The organism is Streptomyces sp. NBC_00690 (assembly GCF_036226685.1).
GTDB lineage: Bacteria > Actinomycetota > Actinomycetes > Streptomycetales > Streptomycetaceae > Streptomyces.
The window spans coordinates 8,638,113-8,662,557 of the sequence record NZ_CP109009.1 but is presented as its reverse complement, the minus strand read 5'-3'; the positions used below and the strand labels follow the sequence as shown (position 1 = coordinate 8,662,557).

Sequence of the window (24,445 nt, the reverse complement as noted above, 5' to 3'; positions counted from 1 at the left end):
CCCGACCTCGGTAAACCGGGGGCGTGCAAGGGATGACACGCGCCCTCCTCGGTTGGCCTGATCGCCCCGTTGACAGGAAATACCCGGGCTGACTGCATGGGGCGACCCCTTGTCGTTCGCCCCTCTGGGGAGGCACCGTGTTGCTCCGTACCCGTACCGGACGCTTTGGACTCGTGGGCATCGCCCTGGCGATAGGGGCGACCCTCCTGCCGACCAGCGCCGCGGCCCGCAGCACCGCACCACCTGCTCTCCGCTTGGCCGGTGATGGTCTGTCCGCAGTGATCCGGTATACCGAGTACGGCATCCCCCATGTCCTGGCGAAGGACTACGCGGGTCTCGGCTTCGGCACCGGCTGGGCGCAGGCGGCCGATCAGGTGTGCGTCCTCGCCGACGGCTTCCTGACGGTGCGCGGGGAACGGTCCCTGCACTTCGGCCCCGAAGCCGACTCCGACGATTCACTGTCGGCGGCTGCCAGCAACCTCTCCAGCGATCTGTACTTCCGAGGGGTGCGCGACAGCAGGACGGTCGAACAACTTCTCGCCACGCCCGCACCGAGGGGACCCAGCAGGGCATCGAAGGAGCTGATGCGCGGCTGGGCAGCCGGATACAACGCCTGGCTGAAGCAACGTCAGATCACCGATCCGGCCTGCCAGAACGCCGCCTGGGTGCGTCCGGTGTCCGCCCTTGACGTGGCGCGGCGAAACCATGCCCTCGCGGTGCTCGGCGGTCAGGGACGGCTCGTCGACAGCATCACCTCGGCGCAGCCACCCCAGCGGGTGGGCGGACCCGCGACCGTACCCGTCCCCACAGCGGCAGCGGAGGCGGCACGTCGGCTGTTCTCGGACGAGAGCACACGGAGTGCGGAGATGGGCTCCAACGCCGTCGCGTTCAGTGGCAACACGACCGCCGACGGACGTGGACTGCTGCTGGGCAATCCCCACTACCCCTGGCACGGCGGACGACGGTTCTGGCAGGTCCAGCAGACCATTCCCGGCGTGTTGAACGTGTCGGGCGGTGCCCTGTTGGGCACCACCGTGGTGAACATCGGCTTCAACGAGAAGATGGCGTGGAGCCACACCGTCTCCACCGGCGTACCGATGAATCTGCACCAGTTGGTGCTCGACCCCGCCGATCCCACCGTGTACGTCGTGGACGGTCTGCGGGAGAGGATGCGTCAGCGGACGGTCACCGTCGAGGTGAAGGGCGCGTCCCCCGTCACGCGTACGCAATGGTGGACGCGGTACGGCCCCGTGATCACCTCGCTCGGCCCGACGCTGCCCCTGCCGTGGTCGACGAACGTCGCGTACGCGCTGCACGACCCGAACGCCAGCAACCTGCGCCTGCCCGACTCGGCGCTTGCCCTGGGTGCCTCCCGTTCCACCGGCGAAGCCCTGCGCGCGCTACGACGGACCCAGGGATTGCCCTGGGTCAACACCATCGCCGCGGACTCCAGGGGCGGCACGCTGTTCACCCAGTCTCAGGTGTTGCCCCGTATGACGGATGAGCTGGTCACACAGTGCTCGACACCTCTGGGGCAGGCCATGTACCCGGCCTCGGGCATGGCCGTGTTGGACGGGTCCCGGAACGCATGTGCTCTCGGCTCGGACCAGGACGCGGTCCAACCGGGCATCCTCGGCCCCTCCAGGATGCCCACCCTGGTCAACGCTCCCTATGCCGCCAACTCCAACGACAGCGCCTGGCTCGCCAACGCGAATCAACCGCTGACCGGATACGAGCGGATCTTCGGCACCGTCGGCACTCCCCGATCGCTGCGCACCCGCGGTGGGATCGAGGACGTATCGGCCATGGCCGCCAGGGGCAGCCTCACCGTGGCGGACCTCCAGCGTCAGCAGTTCGCCAATCGGGTACCGGTCGCGGACCTGGCGATCACCGATGTGGTCCGGGCATGCCCTGCTGCCCTGCCCGATGACACGGAAGCCTGCCGGGCTCTGGCGAACTGGGATCGCACGGTCGGCGCGGACAGCCGCGGCGCACTGCTCTTCGACCGGTTCTGGCGGCGGTTGAGCGCCCAGTCGGCGGCAACGCTCTGGCGGACGCCGTTCTCGGTGACGGATCCGGTGGGCACGCCCCGTACGGTCAACACCCAGTCGGCCCTGTTCGGACAGGCACTGACCGCCGCGGTGGCCGAACTGCGCCAGGCCGGCATCGCCCTTGACGCACCGCTCGGACGGCACCAGTTCGTGGTCCGCAACGGCGAGCGCATCGCAGTCCACGGGGGTACGGAGTCCCTCGGCGTGTGGAACAAGGTCGAGGCGCGATGGGATCCCGCGGGGGGCGGGTACGCGGAGGTGGCCATGGGGTCGAGTCATATCCAGGCGGTGGGCTGGGATGGGGGGCGGTGCCCGGTGGCGCGGACCTCGCTGACGTACTCCCAGTCGTCGAATCCGCTCTCGCCCCACTACCAGGACCAGACGAAGTTGTACGCGGCCGGGAAGTGGGTGACCTCCCGTTTCTGCGAGAAGGACATTCTGAGCTCGCCCGCCCTACGGGTGGTGCAGGTGCGCGAACGATGAGGCACACCGTTCGAAGCGGGCCGGCCACCGGCTGCGGGCGGGTGCGGTCGTCTCAGCGGTGAAGCCGGTCGTCGGAACTGCTCGGGGTGGACGGCCCCGAGCAGTTGCGCAGGTCGACAGCCGGTCCGTTCCGAAGCGCCGGTGAGGGGTTGCGCTCCGCACCCCGTTGGCGCAGCACCCCGCGCGCCCGGCCCTCGCTGCTGGCAGCGTGGCGTGCATGAAGACTGGCGCACCACGGCTGAGATCCCAGTGGACCACGTGGGTGCCGCCCATTGCGGTGATCGCCCTCGTACTGGGGTGGGGTCGGGAGCTGCCCGGTCCTGCCGTTGCGCTCATCGGGGTGTGTCTCATCGGTGCCGTGCTGGCCGCGGTGCACCATGCGGAGGTGGTGGCGCACCGCGTCGGTGAGCCGTTCGGCTCGCTCGTCCTCGCCGTTGCCGTGACCGTCATCGAGGTGGGGCTGATCGTGACGTTGATGGCGGGGGGCGGCGCCAAGGCATCCACCTACGCCAGGGACACCGTCTTCGCCGCCGTCATGATCACGTGCAATGGGATCGTCGGCTTCTCGGTACTGGTCGGAGCCTTGCGCAATCGGGTCGCCGTCTTCAATGCCGAGGGTTCCGGCGGCGCCCTGGCGACCGTCTGCACGCTCGCCACGATGACCCTGGTGCTGCCGACCTTCACTACGGGTCAGCCCGGCCCCGAGTTCACCGGAAGCCAGTTGGCGTTCGCCGCCGGGGCATCCCTGTGTCTGTATGCGTTGTTCGTCGGGGTCCAGACGGTGCGCCACCGGGACTACTTCCTTCCGGTGCGCTCCCAGGACCAGGCCGCCGACCCCGATGACCACGCCCCGCTGCCGAACGACCGTGAGACCTGGTCGAGCGTCGCGCTGTTGGTACTGGCGCTGGTGGCCGTGGTCGGCAATGCGAAGCTGGTCTCGCCGGCCATCGAGGACGGTGTGGAGTCGGCGGGATTGCCCACGGCGGTGGTCGGTGTGGTGATCGCCCTGCTGGTGCTCGCTCCGGAGACGCTCGCCGCCGCACGAGCGGCCCGTCTTGGCCGGATGCAGACCAGTCTCAATCTGGCCTACGGCTCTGCGATCGCCAGCATCGGTCTGACCATTCCGGCCATCGCGTTGGCGACGCTCTGGCTCGAAGGACCGCTGGTACTGGGCGAGGACGCCACCCATATGGTGCTGCTGGTGCTCACCGCGGTGGTCAGCGCCCTGACCGTGGTGCCGGGGCGGGCGACGCTCCTCCAGGGCGGGGTGCACCTGGTGTTGTTCGCCGCGTTCATCTTCCTCTCCTTCAGTCCCTAGACCCGCGCACGGAAGGACGTGGCGGCCGTGGATACGTTCCCGGCCTCTCGGGTCACTCGGGTCACTCTGGTCACTCGGTGTCGAGCAGTTCCCCGACCAGTGCGGCGACCTGCTCGACCTCTACAAGGAACCCGTCGTGGCCGCAGGGCGATGCGATGGTGCGTACCCGGTCGGCCCCAGGGATGTGTGCGGCGAGGTGGTGTTGCTGCGCGAGTGGATAGAGCCGGTCGGAATCGACGCCGGCAATCAGCGTGCGGGCGCTGACCCGGCCCAGGGCCGCTGCTGTTCCGCCGCGGCCTCGACCGACGTCATGGCTGTTCATGGCCTCGGTGAGGACGACGTAGCTGCCGGCGTCGAAGCGGTGGACCAGTTTGCTGGCGTGGTGGTCGAGATACGACTGAACCTGGTAGCGACCGCCGCGCCAGGGGTCTTCCGCTTCCTGCGCCGCGCGCCCGAACCTGATGTCGAGTTCGCTCTCGCTGCGGTAGGTGACATGCGCCAGTCGTCGGGCGAGCCCCAGGCCCTGGTGGGGTCCGCGCCCGGGTCCGGCGTCGTGGTAGTCACCGCCGCGCCAGTTGGCGTCGCTACGGATCGCGCCCAACTGCACGCTCGCCCAGGCTATCTGTTCCGCGCTCGCCGCCGCGGTGGAGGTGAGCACGAGCAGCGAGGCCACCCGGTCCGGCCAGGACACCGCCCACTCCAACGCTCGCATCCCTCCCATCGAGCCGCCGACCACGAGGGCCCAGCGATCGATGCCCAACTGATCCGCGAGGCGTGCTTCAGCCTCGGTCTGGTCCCGGGTGGTCACGAAGGGAAAGGCTCCGCCCCAACGACCGCCGTCGGGGTGGGGCGAGGACGGGCCGGTGCTGCCCTGACAGCCGCCGAGCACATTGGGGGCGACCACGAACCAGCGGTCGGTGTCGAGGGCGCGTCCCGGCCCGATCAGCCCGTCCCACCAGCCCGCGGTGAGATGGCCTGGGCCGGCCGGGCCGCTGACGTGGCTGTCGCCGGTCAGCGCGTGGAGCACGAGTACCGCGTTGGATGCGTCGGGGGCGAGCTGCCCCCAAGTCTCGTACGCCATCCGGGCCCCCGGGAGTTCCCCGCCGCTCTCCAGGGGCAGTGCCGAGCGCAGTCGGGCCCACTGTCGCCGGCCGGGCGGGTCGCCCTCCTGCCAGGCCCCGGTGGCGGGGGGCAGGAGGGCGTTCCGGGACACCGTGTGGGCCTGAGGGTTCAGGATGCGCCCTTCGCCGCGCGGAATCCTGCTTCCAGATCCGCCTTGAGGTCGGCGATGTTCTCAACACCCACCGAGAGTCGGACCAGCCCGGGGGAGGTTCCGGTGGCGGCGAGCTGCTCGGGGGAGAGCTGGCTGTGCGTGGTGGATGCCGGATGGATGATCAAGCTGCGTACATCGCCGATGTTGGCGAGATGGCTGAAGAGTTCCACGGCGTCGACGAAGCGCTTGCCGGCTTCCACCCCATCCCGCAGTTCGAAGGAGAGGACGGCACCGGCGCCACGCGGGAGATAGCGCTGGGCGGCCCCGTGCCACCGGTTGCCGGGCAGGCCGGGGTAGTGGACGGCGGCCACTTCGTCGCGCTGCGACAGCCATTCGGCGAGCGCCTGGGCGTTGGCGGAGTGCCGCTCGATGCGCAGGCTGAGCGTTTCGATGCCCTGGAGCAGGAGGAAGGCGGAGTGCGGTGCGATGGCGGGGCCGATGTCCCGCAGGAGTTGGACGCGGAGCTTGATGGCAAAGGCGCTGGGCCCCAGGGCGGGCCAGTACCTCAGGCCGTGGTAGCTGGGGTCAGGCTCGTTGAAGTCGGGGAAGCGCTCGGCGTGCGCTCCGAAGTCGAAGGTGCCGCCGTCCACGACGACACCGCCGAGGGTGGTGCCGTGGCCGCCGAGGAACTTGGTCGCCGAGTGGACGACGATGTCGGCGCCGTGCTCGATGGGCCGCAGCAGGTAGGGCGTGGGGACCGTGTTGTCGACGATCAGTGGGACGCCGGCAGCGTGGGCGGTGTCCGCCACTCCCTGTACGTCGAGGACGTTGCCGCGGGGATTGCCCAGCGTTTCGGCGAAGAGCGCCTTGGTGTTGGGGCGGACGGCGGCGCGCCAGGCGTCGAGGTCGTCCGGGTCGTCGACGAAGGAGACCTCGATGCCGAAGCGGGGCAAGGTGTGGCGGAAGAGGTTGTACGTGCCTCCGTAGAGGGAGGTGCTGGAGACGATGTGGTCGCCGGCGCTCGCCAGGGTCAGGATCGCCAGGGTCTCGGCGGCCTGTCCGGAGGCGAGCGCAACGGCGGCCACCCCACCCTCCAGGGCTGCGACCCGCTGCTCCAGGGCGTCCTGAGTGGGGTTGTGGATCCGGGTGTAGATGTTCCCGGGCTCCGCGAGCGAGAAGAGGTCGGCCGCGTGCTGGGTGTCACGGAAGACGAAGGACGTCGTCTGGTAGATCGGGACGGCCCGCGCACCGGTGGTGGGGTCGGGTGCGGTGCCGGCGTGGACCTGCTTGGTCTCGAAGGACCAGCCCGGGCCGGGTACGGATGCGGTGTCGTCGGGCGTGTGACCGGCGGCGACCGAGTCGATGGGCTGGCTCATGGCTCTTCCTTCGGATGTGGTGGACGGTGTCGGACGGAGTGAGGTTGCGTGGCACTCCCGGGGCATCCGCTGCGGTGCTCGAAGAGGTGTCGGAGCACGGACGGAGGTCGCGGTGGCAGCGCCGGGCCGACGGGCGCGGTCCACCGCGGCGGTGGCCGGACGTCGAAGCGGGAGCGGCGGCCGGCTCGGCAGGTCTCCCGACGGGCTGAGGTCGATCGCGTGCGGACGGCCGGCGCGCGGATCGCCGTCGTCGTGAGGTGCCGTCGTTCAACCGCGTGCCCTTCCCGCTGCCGGTGGCCGAGGGGTCCCGAGAGATCGTGCACTGCAACGTAGCGACCCGGGGTGGTACCGGGAAGGGCGACGCCCGTTTCGCCACACTGCCGCAATACCACGGCAATATTGGATAAATGACCGAATGTACGTTCGGTGTTGATGCGAGTCTGTTCGGGCCCGTACGGGGTCGGTCCGCACCCGGTGGCCCGTCGTTCGGGTCAGGGCCGGACGACGGGGTACCAGACTGTTTGCAGGGGAGAGAACACCCCACGCACATACGGAGATCAGGGGGTGCGATTCCCTCCCCGGTCCCACCGGGATCTCACTCTCCCTGGAGGACCCGACCGGCAGGTGTGCCGAAGTACCAGTGGCGCCCCGGTGGGGGTGGCGGCAGGGTGTCGTCCACCAGATCGGACATGGCCTGCCCCAGCTCCACCAGAGGGCCGGGGGCCACATGGCGGGCGCCGCGCAGATCGATGGTCTGGCCGTCCAGTACGTTCCACCCGGCGACCTCGGCGAGATCGACACCGCCCCGCTCGGTCAGCTGCACGCCCGCTCGTGAGACCCACCCCAGCAACGCCCGCTGTTCCTCGGCGCTGAACTCGTCCAGGAGCACGGCCATGCTCGCCCCCACCACCGCATGCACCCGCAGTTGGTGCACCAACTCGCCCCACCACAGGGGATGCCGCTTCGCGGTGGATTCCTCGGCAACGCGGATCGCCTCGGCGAAGAGGACGCCCAGCCCCACGTCGTAGGCCCAGAAGAGCCTGTCCCCGAAGCAGACTGGTGTCGCCCTGCTCATCGATCCCGCCCCTGGAGTCCGGCCGTACCCGCCGCCGCCCGGCAGAGGTACCGCTCCGTGTCGCCAGGCTATACGCACGTGTCCTCAGTGGGACGCGCTGTTGCGCCCACTGCCACGGACGCGGTAAGGCCCCCACCCCTCGAATGCGCCGGAGCGCCGTGGGACGTGTCCCTGCGCACGGCACGGGGCACCCGATCCCCCGGGTGGGATCGGGTCGCGGCTCGATGCCTCGACAGCTCTGATGAACCGTCGACCTGCGGGGCAGACGAAGCAGCAATCCGCCGGACGGTGTCGAACCGGTCGGAGTGTTGACAGCGCACGACTTCCGCAAGAAAGCTTCACTGCTATTCGAGGACCCGCGAATTCTCGGCGGATTCACATGAGAGAGGGGTTCCGGGTGACCGAGGACACGACAGGCGCGGGAATCAGCAGACGTTGGCTCGGCAGCGGGGCACTGGCCCTCGGCGGGGCGTTCGCGTTGGCGCCGGCTTCCTTCGCGGACGCCGCGGGCTCGGACGACGGGCCCGTCGACGGCCTGTCATCCGACGCCGCCCTCCGCGGGAGCGGCCCCACCCTGCGCCGCGGCACGCCCGGACGGGCCGGTCTGATCGGGGCGCATCTGGAGCAGTTGGTCACCGAAGCCGAAGCGTTCCTCCGTCCTTCCCCGCGCAAGCCCTGGTACGCGGGGGCGGTGCTGCTGGCGGGGCGTGGCGGCACGGTCGCACTGCATCGCCCCATCGGCATGGCCGTGCGCTACGCCGGATACGACGAGCGGTCCGACACGGGTGTCGAACTGCCCGCCGAGCGGCAGATCCCCATGGCCGAAGACACCGTCTTCGATCTGGCTTCGGTTTCCAAGCTGTTCACCTCGCTGCTGGCCGTGCAGCGGATCGAGCGAGGAGAGCTGAAGCTCGACGCCACCGTCGCCTCCTATCTGCCGGAGTTCGCGGCTGCGGGCAAGCAGGAGATCACCGTCCGTCAGATGTTGACGCACACATCGGGACTGCGGCCGTGGATCGCCTTCTACCGGGAACCGACCCGGGAGGGAATGCTGCGACTGCTCTGGCAAGAGGCTCCCGTGAGCCCTCCGGGGAGCACCTACCTCTACTCCGATCTGAATCTGATCGCCCTCCAGTTGCTGCTGGAGCGGATCACCGGCCGGTCGTTGGACGTTCTCCTGCGCGAGGACGTCACCGCTCCCCTGGGGATGCAGCGCACCCGGTTCAATCCGCCGTCGTCGTGGCGGCCGAAGATCGCCGCCACCGAGGACTCCAGACCGCCTTGGTCCGGTCTCGACCGGGGGCTCGTCTGGGGCGAGGTGCACGACGAGAACGCCTTCGCGTTCGGCGGTGTCGCCGGGCATGCAGGAGTGTTCTCCTGCGCCTGGGACCTGGCGGTGCTGGCCCGTGCGCTCCTGAACGGCGGCAGCTATGGAGCCGCGCGCATCCTGCGACCGGAATCGGTCGAGCTGATGTTCCAGGACGCCAACACGGACTTCCCGGGGAACGCCCACGGCCTCGGATTCGAGTTGTACCAGCCCTGGTACATGGGGGCGATGGCGACACCGCTCAGTGCCGGGCACACCGGATTCACGGGCACCAGCCTGGTGCTCGACCCCAGTACCGACTCGTTCCTGATCGTCCTCGGCAACTCCGTGCACCCCGTTCGCACCTGGCGGTCGGGCAGTGCGCCACGGGTGGCGACGGCCGACCGCTTGGCGCGTGCCGTCGCGGTGCGCCCACGACGGGGACGCACCGCCTGGTTCTCGGGGATGGCCAACGCATCCGACGTGACGCTGACGCTGCCCGCGCTTGCCGTGGACTCGCCGTCGACCCGGTTGGTCAGTTCCGTGTGGTGGGACATGACCCCGGGAGCGGACCGGCTCCGGTTGGAGGCGTCTGCCGACGGCGGCGCCACCTGGCGACCGGTGCCCTTCGACACCGTACGCCTGGGAGCGCGCCAGCCGTCGGGGCACCATCCGGACGGGTCGGCGGGCGGCTGGTCCGAACGGGTGTGGCACCGACTCACTGCCGATCTCTCAGCCTGGCGGGAGACCTCGGTACGGATCCGCTGGAGGTACACCACGGATTCGCGGTCGGTCGGGCGGGGAGTCTACGTCGACGCGATCAGGGTCGAGGACCGGGTCCGCACGCTCTTCGACGAGCGGCGCCCGGCGGATACGGCACGGATCGAGACCGTCGGATGGACCGCATCTGCGGACTGAACCCCAACGGAAGCCGAGTGCACGGCCGTCGCGGTGCGCGGTATCACCGAGCCGAATAACTGCCGCAGTGTTGGGTCCCGGCTGACGGCTCACCGCCCCAGTACCGCCATGGCCGCATTGTGTCCGGGCACTCCGCTGACTCCCCCGCCGCGCACCGCGCCGGCACCGCACAGCAGCACATTGGGGTGCTCCGTCTCGACGCCCCAACGCCCGCTGGAGTCGGTGGCATAGGGGAAGCTGAGGTCACGGTGGAAGATGTGCCCACCCGGAAGACGAAGTTCCTGCTCCAGGTCAAGCGGGCTGCGGGCCTCGATACAGGGTTCGCCCCGCTCGTCGGTGGCGAGGCAGTCCCGGATGGACTCGTCGAGGTGTGTGTCGAGTTCTGCGAGGGTCGCTTCGAGGAGTTCGGCGCGGGCTCGCGCGGGCTCGGCGGCGAACAGCCGCGCGGGAGTGTGGAGCCCGAAGAGGGTGAGGGTGTGATAGCCGCGGGCCGCAAGATCCGAACTGAGGATCGAGGGGTCGGTGAGCGTGTGACAGTAGATCTCGGACGGGGGTGCACTGGGCATGGTTCCCGATGCGGCTTCCCGATAGGCGGCAGCCAACTGCCCGTACCCTTCGGACACATGGAAGGTGCCTGCGAAGGCATCGGCGGGGTCGACCGTCCGGTCCCTCAAGCCGGGCAGGCGCCGCAGGACCATGTTGACCTTGAACTGCGCGCCCTCGGCGGGCTCCGGGGGCGACGTTCCCAAGAGAGTGGCCAGCTCCTGCGGGGAGGCGTTCACCAGGACATGACGGGCGGCCACCGTCACCTCGGCGTGGGGCGAGCGGCAAGTGACCTCTGCCCGCTCGCCGTCAGTGTCGATGCGGGTGGCCTCGTGCAGGGTCGCGATCGTGGCCCCCGCGTTCCGCGCGGCGAGGGCGAGCGCGTCGGTGAGCGCGCCCATCCCACCGACGGGCACGTCCCACTCTCCGGTGCCACCGCCGATCACGTGGTAGAGGAAGCAACGGTTCTGGCTCAGGCCGGGGTCATGGGCGTCCGCGAAGGTCCCGATCAGGGCATCGGTGAGCACCACGCCCCGCACCAGGTCATGGTGGAAGTACGTTTCGATCGCCGCGCCGATGGGCTCTTCGAACAGCACTCGCCAGGCCACTTCGTCGTCGATACGGGCCTTCAGCTCCGCGCGGGTGGGCAACGGTTCGGTCAGGGTGGGAAAAACCCGGCCGGCCAGGGCGCTCGTCATGCCGTAGAACTCCTGCCAGGCCGAGAATTCCCGCTCTCCTCCGGTGAGTTGGGCGAAGGAGTCCTGGGTGCGACCGGCGCCCACGAGGAGTCCGCTGTTGCCGCTGGGGGTGTAGGAGGACACGCGCCGCCGCCGTACGGAGAAGCGCAGCCCGAGGTCGCGCACGATCTTTTCCGGCAGCAGCGACACCAGATAGGAGTAGCGGGACAGTCGGGCGTCGATCCCGGCGAAGGGACGCGCGGAGACTGCGGCACCCCCGGTGTGCGGTCCGCGTTCCAGCACGAGGACGGAGCGCCCGGCGCGGGCCAGATAGGCAGCGGCGACCAGACCGTTGTGGCCACCACCGACGATCACGACGTCGTACGAAGTGTGTGCGGGCATGGCCGGAACATAACCGCTGGGGCCGCTGTCGAACCACCACGGAAGGCGACACCTTGGTCGCGGTGTGATCACGGGATGCCGTCGTCACGCGGTCCGGAGCTCGGGTCGGGGCTCGGGTCGGGGGCTCCGGTCAGAGCTCGCCAGGGGGACCACAGGGCCGGGCCGGCCGCGGACGCAGCGTCCTGGAACGGCGGCACAGCCGCAGGGATTCCCCTTCTCAGCTGCCGCGTCTCTCCCGCAGTGCGGCAACCCGACGGTAGAGTTCCACGGCTTCCGCGCGCCGACCCAACTGCTCCAGGCAGTGCGCCTCGTCATTGCGGCTCGCCAGCGCATCGGGGTGGTCGATGCCCAATACGCGCTCCCGGGCCAGGGCCACCCCTTCGTACACGGTCAGTGCGTCGTTCCAGCGACCCAACCAGCCCAGGCACACGGCGACCTCCCTGCGGCTCACCAGGGTGTCGGGGTGGTCGGCGCCCAGGACCCCTGATCTGAGGGAGCTGACCTCCCTGGCCTCGGTGAGTGCCTCCTCCCAACGGCCGAGCCGGCCCAGGTTCACGCCGAGACCGTGCCGGGCGCGAAGCGTTTCGGGGTGGCGCGGACCGCTGAGTCGGCTGCGGTCCGCGACCAGGCGCTGATAGAGCTCCAGCGCCTGGTCGGTGTGGCCGAGGCGACCGAGACCGATGCCCACCTCGTAGCGGGCGGCGAGCGTGTCGGGATGGTCGGCGCCCAGGGCACGGGCACGCGCGGTCGCCACCTGCCGGTAGGTCTCCAACGCCTCGGGCCAGCGCCCCAACTGACCGAGGGTGTACGCCACCTCGTAGCGGGTGACCAAGGTGTCGGGGTGGTCAGGGCCGAGCACTCGGGCCCTGGCGGACGCGACATCGGCCGCCATCGCGAACGAGTCCTCCAACCGGCCCAGCCGGCTAAGGCTGAAGCCCAGGTTGTGGCGGCAGCGCAGGGTGTCGGGATGATCGGGGCCCATGGTTCGCTCACGGGAGGCGAGCACAGCCGTATAGATCTCGTGCGCCTCGAAGTGGCGACCGAGTTGTCCGAGCACGTACGCCGATTCCTGACGTGCTGCCAGGGTGTCGGCATGATCGACGCCAAGGGCCTGTGCACGGCCGTCGGCCACACGTTCGAACTCGCGGAGGGCATCCGCGGCCCGTCCGGTCCTGCTGAGGGTGAAGGCGACCTCGTAGCGGCTGGCGAGAGTGTCGGGGTGGTCAGGGCCCAGGGCGTGTTCGCGCTCGGCGGCAACCGCCCTGTGTACTTCGCCCGCTTCCTCCCACCGACCGAGGCGACCGAGGCTGAGTCCGGCGCTGTGCCGACTGGCGAGTACGGCCAGCGACTCGGGGGACGGGGTGGGACGCCTGGGTGCGGTGAGCACCGGCGCGGCGGCGACACGGCGGCTGTCGATCCCCGTCGTCCACTCGCCGGTCAGACCGGCCGGGGGGTCCACCGGTTCGGGGCGCGCCGCGCCACCGGTCGCGCGGTGGCCGCCCGTCATACCCGTGGTCCAGGTCGGCAGGGCCGGCAGCGCTCCTGAGTGCGGGGCGAACCGGACGCCGGGCGACGGTGCCTGGCCGCTGTGGGTCAGGTGCGGCACTGCCCGATCGATCGAGGTGCTGATGCGGCGGCGCAGGTCCTTGGCGTCGGCCGGACGGCCCTCGGGCGCCTTGGCGAGCAGGTCGAGCACGATGCGCTGCAAGGGGTCGGGGATGTCGTCCCGGTGGGTGCGCAGCGGCTGCGGCGGGGTGTCCCGATGACCCACCAGTACGGCCCAGGCGTCCTCGTGGTCGAAGGGGGGAACACCGGTGGCGATCTCGTACAGGACGCATCCCAGCGAGTAGAGGTCGCTGCGGTGGTCGACGGGGCCGCCGCCGATCTGCTCGGGCGACATGTAGTGCGGGGTGCCCATGGCGATGCCGGTGCCGGTGAGTCGCGAGGTCAGTCCCATGCTCTCGCCGAGTCGAGCGATGCCGAAGTCGCAGATCTTCACCTCGCCGTCGGTCAATCGCATGATGTTGGCGGGCTTGAGGTCGCGATGGACGATTCCCCGCTCATGGGTGTAGGCGAGGGCGTCGGCCACCTGCTCCGCGATGTCGACGACATCATGGACCGGCAGCGGGCGCTGTCTGTTCTCCTCCAGCAGCTGGCTGAGGTTGCGGCCTTCCAGCAGTTCCATGACGAGATAGAGGACGCCGTCGGACTCGCCGAAGTCATGGACGACCGTGACTCCGCGGTGTTGGAGGGACGCGGCGACCCGGGCCTCCCGGCGGAACCGTTCCCTCAGCACGGGTGCGATACCCGTGTCGGGCTGTGCGCCCATCGGCTTGAGGCACTTGACCGCGACCCGTCGTCCCAACGACTCGTCGACGGCCCGCCACACCTCGCCCATGCCCCCGCGTCCGATGACGTCGAGAAGCCGATACCGGCCTTGGATCAGCCTGGATTCCGCCATCGCGTCCTGTTGCCCCCGTCGCTCCACTGCCGCCCTCCCCGGCACTCCAGTATGGCGTCCTGGCTGCGCAGTCTGTACGTCGAGGGGCTCGTGGCGGGCCCGAGTCGCCCCATCGCTCTCAAGATGTGACCTGGCGCTGCGTTGCGAGAGAGTGCGGCACGGGGCGTCGCGTCGGATGGGGCTGAAGTGGTGGGACGGCAACCCGCCGTCGGGGGTGGTGCACCCGCTTGCCCGGGAGCGACCGGCCGGTCCCGATCACTGCTGGGAGCCCGCGCGCCGGAAATCCCGTACAGCACCCGGCTTCTGTAGGCGCCAGGAAGTACCCGCCGACCGGTACGAAGCGTTCCACTGTCGGTGCCGAGATGCCTCCTACAGATTTCAAACGTACGGCAACCGGCCATTCCGCCTGGAACCGACCGCACCCGCCAGTTGATCGTTGAGATGATCCGGTGCCGAATACGCAGAGGACGGATGGTGGTCGCATGAGCGTTCCGGGGACGACCGGTGCACGGTGAGGTCGGCCGCGGGGCCGAGTCCGCTCATCCCGGTCGGCGACGCACCGGGCAACCACCGGCGACTCAGGACATGGCTGCCAACCTCGCGGAAGGAACGGGCATGGGCGACTCCCCCGCGGTGAGGTTCTCCCTCCTCGGAGCCGTGCGCGGCTGGCGCGGTGGCGAGGAGTTGGCACTCGCCGGCCCGCAACAGCGGGCGACACTGGCCATGCTGGTGGTGGCCGCGGGGCAACCGGTCGCCATCGAGGAACTCATCGACGGACTGTGGGGCCATCAGGCGCCCAAGGCCGCCGCCACCACGGTCCGCACCTACATCTCCCGCATCCGCACGGTCCTGGAGCCCGAACACCGCGTCGCGGCGGGCCCGGGTCTTCTGGTGTCGGTCGGCACCACGTACGCACTCCATCTGCCAGCCGGCGGGGCCGACGTCACGGAGGCGGATCGAGAGGCGGCAGCCGCTGCGCGAGCCAGGCAGGAGGGTGATGCGCTGGGGGCTCACGGACTGTTGCGCCAGGCCGTCGGACGTTGGCAGGGGACTCCGCTGACCGGCCTGACCGGGCCGTTCGCGGTGTCACAGCGGGAGCGGCTGACCCAGCGGTACCTGGATCTCCTGGAGTCGCGGATAGAACTCGATCTGGAGTTGGGCCATGCCGGCGCCGCCGTCGCCGACCTGACCGCTGCCGTCGCGGCGCACCCGTTGCGGGAGAGCCTGCGCCTCCTGCTGATGCGGGCGCTCTACCAGTGCGGCAGGCAGGCCGAGGCACTGGCGGTGTTCGCGGACACCCGGACGACGCTCGCCACCGAACTGGGCATCGACCCTGACCCCCGCTTGGGCGAACTCCATGAGCGGATCCTCCGCTCGGACCCCGATCTGCTGTGCGCCGCCTCGGGGGCTCCTGCCCCCGCGACCGTACCCGTGCCGGCGCAACTACCCACCGACATCGACGACTTCACCGGCCGGGTGGATCTGGTCGCCGAACTGAAGGCCCGTCTCACCCAACCGGCCGGTTCCGCGGTGCGGATCTGCGCCATCTCCGGCATCGGCGGGGCGGGCAAGACCTCACTCGCGGTCCACGTGGCCCATGAAGTGCGTGGCCACTTCCCCGCCGGCCAACTCTTCGTGGACCTCGCTGGCGTCCAGGAGGATCCGGCGGACCCCGCGTCCGTGCTGGCCGCGTTCCTCCATGCACTCGGCGTCCCCGAGACCGCCGTACCCGAGGGCTTGGAGGCACGCGCCGCGCTCTACCGCACCACCTTGCACGGCCGCAGGGTCCTGGTGGTGTTGGACAACGCGACCGACGCGGAACAGATCAGACAACTGCTCCCCGGCTATCCGGGCTGTGCCGTGATCGTCACGAGCCGCGCACGGATGACCGCCGTCCCCGCGCACCCCGTCGATCTCGACCCGCTCGCCCCCACCGAGTCCCTGGAGCTGTTCACCTCCGTGGTCGGCCCCGCGCGGGTGGCCGCCGAACCGGAAGCAGCCGAGGAACTGCTGGCCGCCTGTGGGCATCTGCCCCTGGCGGTGCGCGTGATCGCCTGTCGGTTGCTCGCCCGCCCCGGTACGAGCATCGCCGAGTGTCTGCGCAGGCTCGCGGACGAGCGCCGCGGCCTCGACCAGCTGCGTACCGGGGACCTCAATGTGCAGGCGTGCTTCAGGCTCGGATACGACCAGCTCGATCCCGTACTCGCGCGAGCATTTCGGCTGCTGGCGCTGCCCGATGCGGCGACCGTCTCGCTGAGCTGTGCTGCCGCGCTGCTCGGCGTCGACGAGTACGACGCGGAAGACGTGCTCGACGCCCTCCTCGATGCCAGCCTGTTGCAGTCACCCCGGGCCGGAAGCTATCGCTACCACGATCTGTTGCGGTTGTTCGCACGCCATCTGAGCGCCGAGACCGACTCCGACGCGGAGATCACGCACTGTCTGGCGAATCTGCTCGACTTCCTCCTCGCCACCGTCCGTCACGCCTATCGCGTGGTGCGGCCGGGTCATCTGATAGCCGAACGGCTGGCGCCTGAGGCATCGGAGGGGATCGGTTTCCTCGATGCGCACGCCGCCCTTGCGTGGTTCGATCGCGAACGGGACTTCGTGCTGCGGGTCCTGGGACAGACCGTGAGGCGGGCGCCGTCGTTGATGGGCACGGCCGCGGACCTGCTGTTGGGGCTGGACCCGCTGTTGGAGCGCACCTACGCCTGGTACGACATCGTGGAGTTGGGCCAGGCGATCGCTGACGGCAGCAGGCGCGCCGGACTCGCGCGGGAGGAGGCCGGAGCGCTCTACATGCTCGGCGGTGGGCTCTGGCAGATCAGTCGGTCCGAAGAGGCCGAGGCCCCCATCGAACGGGCAGAGGCGATCTGCCGCGGCCAGGACGATCAGCTGGTGCTCGCCGAGGTGCTCATCGTACGAGCGTTGGTGACGGCCCATCGCCACGGCCACGACGCCAAGACGGTAGCCCTGCTGACTCAGGCACGGGAACTGCAGCAGGCCACCGGCAATCTGTCGGCCGAGGCGAACGCGCTCGGCAATCTGACGTTCTCCCACGTCATGATGGAGGAGCACCGCGAGGCGATCGTCACCAGCGGGGATGGACTCGCGCTGTATCGACGGCTCGGTGACTCCATGGGCGAGGCCCAGACGCTGATCCATCGCGGCACCGCGTGGCGGCAGCTCGGTGACACGGAGGCCGCCATGCGTTGCTATGCGGCGTCCTTGGAGCTGAGCCGAGAGTTGGGCATGCGGTATCTGGAGGCCCACGTCCTGCATCGGATCGCGGAGACCCATCTGTTGTGCGCGGACGCCCAGGCAGCGGCAGGGGCAGCCGAACAGGCCGTGGAGATCGGTCGGGAGACGGCGATGACCAGGGCTGAGGCCCGCGCGCTGGCCACGCTCGGTGAGGCGCTCGCCGAACTCGGACAACGCGACCGCGCGATCGCCTGTGTACGGGAGTCGGTGGCGTTGTACCGCGGACTCGGGGCGGTCGACGGTGACAAGGCCGAACAGACCCTGCGGCGGCTGACCGCGGGACAGTGATCCACGAAGGGTGCACCCGACGTCATATCGGACGGTGACCATGCATCAGAAGGTTCCTCGGCGGGCCACGTCGGTCAGTGCGCTGTCGAGAATGCCGAGCGCCTGGTCGAGTTCGGCGTGGGTGGTGGTGAGCGGAGGGAGCAGCCGTACACTCCGGGGATCGCTGAGGCAGGGCGATACCAGGAGGCCCGCATCGGCCAGCCTCACGATCACCTCGCCGGCCATGTGGGGGGCGGTGAATCCGATGCTCCAGAGCAGCCCGCGGCCTCGGAATCCGCTGAGCATCCGGGGGTGGAGATCGTGGAGTCCGCGCAACCCGTTGGCCAGCCCGTCGGCCAGCGATCGACCGTGGTCGGCGAGTCCTTCGATCGCGTCCAGCGCGGCCGGGAGCGCGGCGCAGCTGAGGGGGTGCCCCCCGAAGGTGGAGGTGTGCAGCAGGGGGTCCGCGCCGAGCGGTCGGTAGAGCACCTCCGTACAGACCACGGCGGACAGAGGCATCACTCCGCCGCCCAGCGGTCCGCCGGTCAGGACGGCGTCCACGGGGAGCCCTTCGGCAAGGGCGACCGAGCGTTCGCCACACCGGCGCAGCCCGCTCTGGATCTCGTCCGCGATGACGAAGGCGCCGTGGGCCCTGGCATCGAGGGCCCAGCGGTGCAGCACATCCGTCGGTAGGGGAAAGGCGCCGTTCTCCCCCTGTACGGGTTCGAACACGAGGGCCGCGACCGGCCCCCGCGCGATCTCGTCCATGACGGCGGCGGGTTCGAACGGATCCAGGTGGACGGTCTGTGACACACAGCCGCGCAACCCGGCCCGCAACCCGGGGTGGTGCGTCAGCGCGAGTGCGCCGAGGGAGGTGCCGTGGTAGCCACCCCGTACCGCCAGCACCCGGTCCCTACCGGTGGCGAGGCGGGCCAGTTTGACCGCCGCTTCCACGGCGTCGGAGCCGTTCAAGCCGAAATGGACCTTGGGCAGGGCGCCGCCGAAGTAGTCGACAAGGGTGGCGGCGGCCTCCGCGGTGACCGGGTTGGCGAGCGCCCGGGTGGAGGTGGGCATCGTCGCCAACTGACGGTGCACGGCCTCGACGACACCGGGGTGGCGGTGTCCGAGGAGGGCGACCGAGTAGGACCCAAAGTCCAGGGCGGTGCGCCGGTCCGAGAGGGTGATCGAGGCTCCTGCGGCAAAGGCTTCCACGGCTCCGTTGCCCATCGATTCCGCGGCCAGCGCGACCCCGCGTGACAGATGGCGTCGAAGCCGGTCGAAGGTGGCGCCGGGCTGGGCGGTGGCGACCTTGGGCGGGGACTGCGGGCTGGCGGCCACGCGCGACCTCCTGGGAGCGGGCTACGGATGTACGGGCGGGGCAGGGGCAGTGGATCAGTGCAGCGCGCTCGACAGCAGGCGTGGTTGGAGGGAGGCGACCATGAGGTGGGCGTTCTCCCAGAGCCCGCTGGCCAATGTGGGGCTGAGCCGTTCGGCGAGCGACGAATCGCCGATCTGGAACTCGGCGTACAGCGTGAGCAGGCTGCCCCCGATGCCTGCGGGGCGGACGGCCCAGTGACCGGTGAAACAGCGCAGGTCACCGCCGATGCGGTGGAAGTAGAGCCGGCTGGCCCGGGTGTCGATCTGCTCGGTCTGGGTCCATTGGAGGCCGGTATCGCCCCATTGCATGCGCCAGGCGGTCATCCGGTGCTCCGGCCCCGCCTGCTCCACGACGTCGGCGAGGACGATGTTCTCCGAGCAGTTGCTGTGTCGGTCCACGTCGATGACCGCAGACCAGAGGTGGGTGGGCGCCAGGGCGGTGTGGATCTCGACGACGACGCAGTGCATGGCGGCCTTCTTTCCGTGGTGCGCGGCGGTGCGGAGCGTCGGGGATCGGGGCGGAAGGCGTGGTGGTTCGACGGGCAGGGGCGTCGGGTGAGGTGAGGAGGGGTGCGTGGACGGCGGGGGGCCGTCCACGCACCACCGACTCGGCGGAGGAGTGGGACTACCGAGGCGGATGCCCTTGAGGTTGCCAGAGACGGATCAGTACCCGATCAACAACCGATCAACGAGCCGGGTGGGCAGTTGACCCCGTTTCCTGGGCGGGCGATCGGGGACGGGTGTCCCGCGGACGTCGGTCCGAAAGGGCTGCATCGAATGGCCCGGGCTGTCGGGTGTGTTGTTCCGTTGGGTGCGTCGACCCCTTGGCCTCTGCGCCTTTGGACCGGCCGCGGGCTCGATCCACCGGGCGGGCGCCAACGGCCCCTCCTCCGGCGGTAGATGCCCCTGGTCAGGCCGCCGGCCCGTATCGTGGACGGCACGCCCTTCGCAGGGACGCCCATGAACAGAGAGGCCCTCGTGCAACGACCGGTCGACGCCCCAGCCGCCCCCTCGATGGTTGCAGTCCCCGGGGGCTCGGTGGAACTGCGCGACGACCGGCTCGGCACCTGTTGGCGGTCGGAGGTGTCCCCTTTCCTCCTGGGCCGGTATCCGATGACGGTCGAACTCCATGGGGCGGTGATGGACGTGGGCCTTCGACCAGGGGCCGGCGATCAATCCCCGGTGACCGAGGTCAGTTGGCTGGATGCGATCGAGTTCTGCAATCGGCTATCGATCCGTTCGGGGCTGGACCCGGTGTACTCCAGCGATCCGACGAGCGGCGAGGTCACCGCGATCGGGTCGGCCGACGGCTACCGTCTGCCGACGGAGGCGGAGTGGCAGTACGCCTGCAAGGCCGGTACCCGCGGCTATCGCTACGGTGAGATCGACGACATCGCCTGGTACGCGGACAACTCGGCCGGCCGCACCCATGAGGTGGGGGCCAAGGCACCCAACAACTTCGGTCTGTACGACATGTTGGGCAATGTGTGGGAGTGGTGCTGGGATCTCTACGACTCCGAGGTCTACGGGTCCTACCGCATCTTCCGCGGCGGTGGCTGGGCCGAGTCGGCACGGGGTTGTGGGGCTTCGGTGCGGCGGCGTAGCCATCCGTCCTTCGCCATCGACGACCTGGGGTTTCGGGTCGCCCGCAGCATCACGTCGCCCTGACCTACTCCCCCGTCGGATCCGTGGCGTCGGGGGTCGACGTCGAGCCCTGTCCTGAGACTCGGGGCGCTGTGGTTCATTCACCCCTCTCGCTCGTCGCAGTGGGTACGGGCGGCCGGTACAGGAGGTACAGCCCGACGCACAGTGCGAGGACGGTCACCACGACGGTGAAGACCAGCCCCGCATTGCGCAGTCCGAGTGCGAGGGTGAGGGCTCCGACCCCGACGACGGGCAGTGCGATACCGGCGTAGGCGACGACGAAGAAGGCCGAGATGGCTCCGCCTCGGTGCTTGCTCGGCGCGGCTTCGCCGACCGCCGTCAATCCCGCCCGGAAGGCGAGCCCCTGGCCGAGCCCTCCGATCAGGGCACCCGCCAGCAACAGCGCCAGCGCCTCCACGAGGAGGGAGGCACCCACCAGCAGGAGTCCCACCACCAGTGTCAGACATCCCACGGGCAGGGACCGGCGAGCGCCGATCCTGCTGGTCAGGGACTGCCCCAGGGTCGAGGCGAGGAAGGCGGAGAACGTCACGGCGCCTGACAGTGCCAGATTGTGTACGTGGAGGGTCTCGGCGACGAAGCTCGGCGCCACTGCCGTGAACAGCCCCAGCAGGGCGAAGCCGGCGAACGCGGCGATGGCTGCCGAGGGGAAGACTCCCCGCACCTCGGGAGGCAGTGCCATCCCCTGAGGGTGCCACCGCGGCCGACGTCGTGGATGTGCGACCGTCTCCGGTAGCAGCCAGGCCGGAATGCACGCCAACGCCACCAGGGCCAGATGGACCACGAACGGCAGACGCAACGGCTCCGGTGCGTATTGGGCGAGCACCCCCGCGAGCAGGGGACCGCACCCGACTCCGCCGAGGTTGGCCGCGGTGGCGGCGAAGCCCGCACGTGTCCTGCGGTTCGGCGGTGCGAGTTCCAACACGGCGGCGGTCGCGGCACCACTGAGCAGACCGGCCGAGAAACCGGACAGCAGGCGCCCCGCAAACAGCAGCGGCAGTCCGTCCTGGAACAGGAAGCAGAGGTCACTGGCCGCGGACAGGCCCAGTGCGACGAGGATGACGGGGCGACGGCCCACCTGGTCGGACTGATTGCCCGCCAGGAGCAGTGCGGTGATGACGCCCACCGCGTACACGGCGAACACCACCGTCACGATCAACTCGGAGAAGCCGATCTCTTCCTGGTAGAGGCCGTAGAGCGGTGTCGGCAAGGTGGTGCCGGCCATCCCCACGGCGAACACCCCGGCGGCCAGGAGATAGCCGGGCCGCCTGTTCCCACGATGCTGTACGACCATGGGATTCACGGTACGGAGCAGCCGGTCTCCGGCGCGGGCGGCTCGTACGAGTGCGGGTCAGCGGCCAGCCATCCGGCCCCCATGCGACGTACCGGTGCGCAGCCGTCCGTCGTGCGGCGCACTCTCATCGGGAGTGGCTCGGGACTGAAGCCCTGGCCGGTTACCTGGGAAGGTCCTGCCGGAAGCAGATCGCCATGGTGTTGGCGCAGGAGCCGTTCGTGGTGCGGCGTGAAACTGGTGCGCCAGGTGCCCACGCTCAGGTCCTCGGCGTCGCATGGTGGAGGTGCCGGGGTCAGTGCGGTGAGCGCTGCGCGGTGATCGGAATGTCCGACGGCATTCAGCAGCGTGGTGAGGGCTACCGTGCGCCCCTCGTCGGTACCGCCGTGGTCGGGCCCGGCGAGGTCCTCGTGTGCGATCACCTGCACGGCGGGGTGGTGCAGGAGCCATTGGCAGTGTCGTGCCTCCCGCATCCCGGGAAAATCGGGGTCGGTCAGGGCGAGGGTGATCCGTTCCTCCAGGGTGGGCAGGGCAGTGACGATGTCGCGGTAGATGAGGTGTTCGGGCTGGGTTCCGACCCGGTCCACGGGCTGGGAGAGCAGCTTGATCTGACTGATGATCCGATCGCGCACATCGCGGTGGTGGAGGACGAGTGCCGGTCGCCCCGTCGTGTGCCAGGCGCGCAGGAAGCCCCCGTCGGCGCGCTGGAGGTCGAGGGCGTTGACGTACCAGCAGCCGCGGCCCGGTAGCAGTCGGATCAGGTCCGCGTCGGGTACGCGGGCCAGGCGGCCCTCCAGGTGGGGATCGACGGGTGACCCCAGGCTGACCGGTTGCCCGAGGCGCAGCCACCAGATCCGCCACAGGGCGGTGACGGCCTCTTGGAAGGCGGCCTCCAGTGCCGCACAGTCCACGTGCTGATCCTGGAGCAGCCGATGGGTTCGGTCTGGACCGTAGGCGGCCATGAGCAGGGGGTGGACCTCACCGGGGCCGGGCCCATCGCCGTGTGCGGACTGGGTGCCTCCCATCGTGCCGTACGGGGTGTAGCCGAGGGCGGTGGTGGCCTGGGCGAGGAGTTGGGTACCGCTTCCGCGCAGGGAGACGACGACGACCTGGGGCGTGAGCATGAACTGTCTCCGGGATGCTGTGGTGCGGCGGGTCTGGGGTACGGCGGGTCTGGGGTGCGGCCGTCGGGTCAGGTCGCCGAGGAGAGGAGGAGGTCCTCATAGCTGTGGTGCCGTCGCGTGGTGATGCGATGGTGGAGGAGGTCGGCCGCGCGGGTGTGTTCCCCGACGTCGACCAGGGCGCGGGCCAGGGTGTCCTGGACGATTTCGCGCTCCACCCGTACTCCCCCGATGCGCTGGACAGCCGCGCCGAGAGAGGTCAGCAGAGTGACGGCCCGTTGGGAGTGGCCTGCCGTGACCGCGGCCAGGGAGCGCACCACGGGGGCCAGTACGTCCCGGTACTCGGGGCGTGCGTCGTCCTCGGCTCTATGGGCCAGTGCCACGAGGTCGTCGGTGGCTGCCTCCACGGCCAGAGCGAGGGCCAGGTTGAAGGTGTGGAAGACCTCTGCCATGCCGCCCGGGGCGGCCAGCAGTTCGCGGACGTGGTCGAGATCGCAGCGGCCGGCGGGTTCCTGACCTGCCAGGAGCAGCCGCCAGTTCGTCGCCGACCGCATGCCCACATCGCCGCGCCCCAGTACTTCGTCGGCCCGTCTCCGGGCATCCGCGAAGTCTCCGCAGGCGATCGATTGCAAGGCCGCGTGCCAGTTCAGGTGTTTGAACTGGATCGCCTGGGGGTCGGCGGCCAACCAGCCGTCGAGGAAGGCCGTGGAGGCCGGTCCCGCTCCCGATTCCTGTTCTGCGTGCGCGCGGGCATGGGCAGCGAGACCGGCACGGGGAAAGCGCTCTAGGGCGAGGGCCGACAGTGCGAAGGCTTCCTCCGGGCGCCCCTGTTCCGCCCGGGTCCAGGCCAGTCGCCCGAGCCATGGCCAACTGCCGTGCCCCACTTGGGCGTACTGGCGTTCGATCAGCGCATCGCCTTCCGCCCGGTAGGAGTCATCTCCGCACGCGGCGAACGCGTCGAGCATCAGCGAGGCCACCTCGTCGCCGGGCCAGCGCGCGAAGTGCCCCATGAGGTGATCGGCGGTCAGCCGGTACTGGCGGTGGGTGTGGAGGAAGGCCCCGTACACCAGACTGGCCGATCGCTCGTCCACCTCCTGGGCATCGCGATGGGCGATCACCAACTCCTCGCGCAAGGCCACATCGCTGAAGGACTCGCTGGTCGCCAACGTCAGCAGGGCGCGCGCCACGCCCAGTCGGGGGTTCTCCGCGACCCAGGCGCGCAGGAGTGGAAGGGCCTGCCCGCTCAGGGCCAGGAGCTCCCGCACCGCTGGTTCCCGTCCGGTGACGGCCACTCGCGCGGCAGCACGCGTTTCGGGAACTGTTGACATGTCTGCTGCGCTACTCACTTGGCCTGAACAACGCGGTGCAGATGATCCCGCTGTTGCCGCAGTGGTTCCTCGGCAGGCTCAGGGGCAGGCCGGCCTGGTTTCCGCTGGCCGCCCCACTGGCCGCGACGGTGGCTCCGGATGTCTGTGCCCCACCCTGGTTGGCGCAGGTATTGCCGAATGCCGGGTTCCCGATGGCGATGATGTTCGCCTGTGCCGCGCCGGCGGGCACCAGTGCCGCCCCGAGCGCCGTGCCCACCACCGCCATACGCTTGCTCACCCTCGCCGTACTGCTCTCCATCGTCTGACGCCCCGCACCAG

16 protein-coding genes are annotated in these 24,445 nt (G+C 69.9%); 5 read left to right on the top strand and 11 right to left on the bottom strand.

All coding sequences use genetic code 11. The annotated features are described in order from the left end of the window. The first annotated feature begins 137 nt into the window (after nt 1-137). Together OID54_RS36730 and OID54_RS36725 are read left to right on the top strand one after the other, a co-directional pair. Nucleotides 138-2,534, top strand: coding sequence for a penicillin acylase family protein (locus OID54_RS36730; protein ID WP_329026886.1), 2,397 nt, complete (start codon nt 138-140; stop codon nt 2,532-2,534). A 217-nt stretch (nt 2,535-2,751) separates the two neighbouring features. Continuing rightward, nucleotides 2,752-3,852, top strand: a complete 1,101-nt coding sequence (locus OID54_RS36725) for a calcium:proton antiporter (RefSeq protein ID WP_329026884.1) — start codon at nt 2,752-2,754, stop codon at nt 3,850-3,852. A gap of 70 nt (nt 3,853-3,922) precedes the next feature. On the opposite strand, the gene metX is transcribed toward OID54_RS36725, so the two are convergent. From metX to OID54_RS36710, 3 genes are all read right to left on the bottom strand, one after another. Beyond that, on the bottom strand, nt 3,923-5,065 hold the full coding sequence (gene metX / locus OID54_RS36720) for a homoserine O-acetyltransferase MetX (protein ID WP_329026882.1): 1,143 nt from the start codon (nt 5,063-5,065) through the stop codon (nt 3,923-3,925). A gap of 17 nt (nt 5,066-5,082) precedes the next feature. Further along, nucleotides 5,083-6,441, bottom strand: a complete 1,359-nt coding sequence (locus OID54_RS36715) for a bifunctional o-acetylhomoserine/o-acetylserine sulfhydrylase (protein WP_329026881.1) — start codon at nt 6,439-6,441, stop codon at nt 5,083-5,085. Between the two features lie 595 nt (nt 6,442-7,036). Beyond that, nucleotides 7,037-7,516, bottom strand: coding sequence for a hypothetical protein (locus OID54_RS36710; protein ID WP_329026879.1), 480 nt, complete (start codon nt 7,514-7,516; stop codon nt 7,037-7,039). A gap of 397 nt (nt 7,517-7,913) precedes the next feature. Here OID54_RS36710 and OID54_RS36705 point away from each other — a divergent pair, with 397 nt between their 5' ends. Beyond that, nucleotides 7,914-9,740, top strand: coding sequence for a serine hydrolase (locus OID54_RS36705; protein WP_329026878.1), 1,827 nt, complete (start codon nt 7,914-7,916; stop codon nt 9,738-9,740). An 89-nt stretch (nt 9,741-9,829) separates the two neighbouring features. Here OID54_RS36705 and OID54_RS36700 read toward each other — a convergent pair whose 3' ends face one another. Together OID54_RS36700 and OID54_RS36695 are read right to left on the bottom strand one after the other, a co-directional pair. Further along, on the bottom strand, nt 9,830-11,362 hold the full coding sequence (locus OID54_RS36700) for a phytoene desaturase family protein (protein WP_329026877.1): 1,533 nt from the start codon (nt 11,360-11,362) through the stop codon (nt 9,830-9,832). A 217-nt stretch (nt 11,363-11,579) separates the two neighbouring features. Further along, a complete protein-coding gene (locus OID54_RS36695; protein WP_329026876.1) occupies nt 11,580-13,823 on the bottom strand; it encodes a serine/threonine-protein kinase in 2,244 nt (747 codons plus the stop codon). A 615-nt stretch (nt 13,824-14,438) separates the two neighbouring features. On the opposite strand from OID54_RS36695, the gene OID54_RS36690 reads away from it, so the two are divergent. Further along, nucleotides 14,439-17,369, top strand: coding sequence for an AfsR/SARP family transcriptional regulator (locus OID54_RS36690; protein ID WP_329026874.1), 2,931 nt, complete (start codon nt 14,439-14,441; stop codon nt 17,367-17,369). Between the two features lie 45 nt (nt 17,370-17,414). On the opposite strand, the gene OID54_RS36685 is transcribed toward OID54_RS36690, so the two are convergent. Next, nucleotides 17,415-18,686 carry a class-III pyridoxal-phosphate-dependent aminotransferase gene (locus OID54_RS36685; RefSeq protein ID WP_329026873.1) on the bottom strand — a complete coding sequence of 424 codons (1,272 nt, stop codon included), beginning with the start codon at nt 18,684-18,686 and terminating at the stop codon, nt 17,415-17,417. Nucleotides 18,687-18,740: 54 nt separating this feature from the next. Further along, on the bottom strand, nt 18,741-19,193 hold the full coding sequence (locus OID54_RS36680; protein WP_329026871.1) for an SRPBCC family protein: 453 nt from the start codon (nt 19,191-19,193) through the stop codon (nt 18,741-18,743). Nucleotides 19,194-19,685: 492 nt separating this feature from the next. Between OID54_RS36680 and OID54_RS36675 the strand changes: the two genes are divergently transcribed. After that, nucleotides 19,686-20,393 (top strand): formylglycine-generating enzyme family protein, encoded by a 708-nt coding sequence (locus OID54_RS36675; RefSeq protein WP_329026869.1) that lies wholly within the window; start codon nt 19,686-19,688, stop codon nt 20,391-20,393. A gap of 73 nt (nt 20,394-20,466) precedes the next feature. Here OID54_RS36675 and OID54_RS36670 read toward each other — a convergent pair whose 3' ends face one another. The 4 genes from OID54_RS36670 to OID54_RS36655 form a co-directional block, all read right to left on the bottom strand. Further along, nucleotides 20,467-21,681, bottom strand: coding sequence for an MFS transporter (locus OID54_RS36670; RefSeq protein ID WP_329026867.1), 1,215 nt, complete (start codon nt 21,679-21,681; stop codon nt 20,467-20,469). 5 nt (nt 21,682-21,686) lie between these two features. Beyond that, entirely contained in the window at nt 21,687-22,802 is a 1,116-nt protein-coding gene (locus tag OID54_RS36665; RefSeq protein WP_329026866.1) for a hypothetical protein, read from the bottom strand. Between the two features lie 68 nt (nt 22,803-22,870). Then, on the bottom strand, nt 22,871-24,127 hold the full coding sequence (locus tag OID54_RS36660) for a hypothetical protein (protein WP_329026864.1): 1,257 nt from the start codon (nt 24,125-24,127) through the stop codon (nt 22,871-22,873). Nucleotides 24,128-24,137: 10 nt separating this feature from the next. Next, on the bottom strand, nt 24,138-24,392 hold the full coding sequence (locus tag OID54_RS36655) for a chaplin family protein (RefSeq protein WP_329027999.1): 255 nt from the start codon (nt 24,390-24,392) through the stop codon (nt 24,138-24,140). Nucleotides 24,393-24,445 lie beyond the last annotated feature (53 nt).

Coding starts and splice junctions, on each gene's coding strand:
- OID54_RS36725 (WP_329026884.1), top strand. CDS start 2,752: ATGAAGACTGGCGCACCACGGCTGAGATCCCAGTGGACCACGTGGGTG.
- OID54_RS36715 (WP_329026881.1), bottom strand. CDS start 6,441: ATGAGCCAGCCCATCGACTCGGTCGCCGCCGGTCACACGCCCGACGAC.
- OID54_RS36710 (WP_329026879.1), bottom strand. CDS start 7,516: ATGAGCAGGGCGACACCAGTCTGCTTCGGGGACAGGCTCTTCTGGGCC.
- OID54_RS36700 (WP_329026877.1), bottom strand. CDS start 11,362: ATGCCCGCACACACTTCGTACGACGTCGTGATCGTCGGTGGTGGCCAC.
- OID54_RS36695 (WP_329026876.1), bottom strand. CDS start 13,823: ATGGCGGAATCCAGGCTGATCCAAGGCCGGTATCGGCTTCTCGACGTC.
- OID54_RS36690 (WP_329026874.1), top strand. CDS start 14,439: ATGGGCGACTCCCCCGCGGTGAGGTTCTCCCTCCTCGGAGCCGTGCGC.
- OID54_RS36680 (WP_329026871.1), bottom strand. CDS start 19,193: ATGCACTGCGTCGTCGTCGAGATCCACACCGCCCTGGCGCCCACCCAC.
- OID54_RS36675 (WP_329026869.1), top strand. CDS start 19,686: ATGAACAGAGAGGCCCTCGTGCAACGACCGGTCGACGCCCCAGCCGCC.
- OID54_RS36670 (WP_329026867.1), bottom strand. CDS start 21,681: ATGGTCGTACAGCATCGTGGGAACAGGCGGCCCGGCTATCTCCTGGCC.
- OID54_RS36665 (WP_329026866.1), bottom strand. CDS start 22,802: ATGCTCACGCCCCAGGTCGTCGTCGTCTCCCTGCGCGGAAGCGGTACC.
- OID54_RS36660 (WP_329026864.1), bottom strand. CDS start 24,127: ATGTCAACAGTTCCCGAAACGCGTGCTGCCGCGCGAGTGGCCGTCACC.
- OID54_RS36655 (WP_329027999.1), bottom strand. CDS start 24,392: ATGGCGGTGGTGGGCACGGCGCTCGGGGCGGCACTGGTGCCCGCCGGC.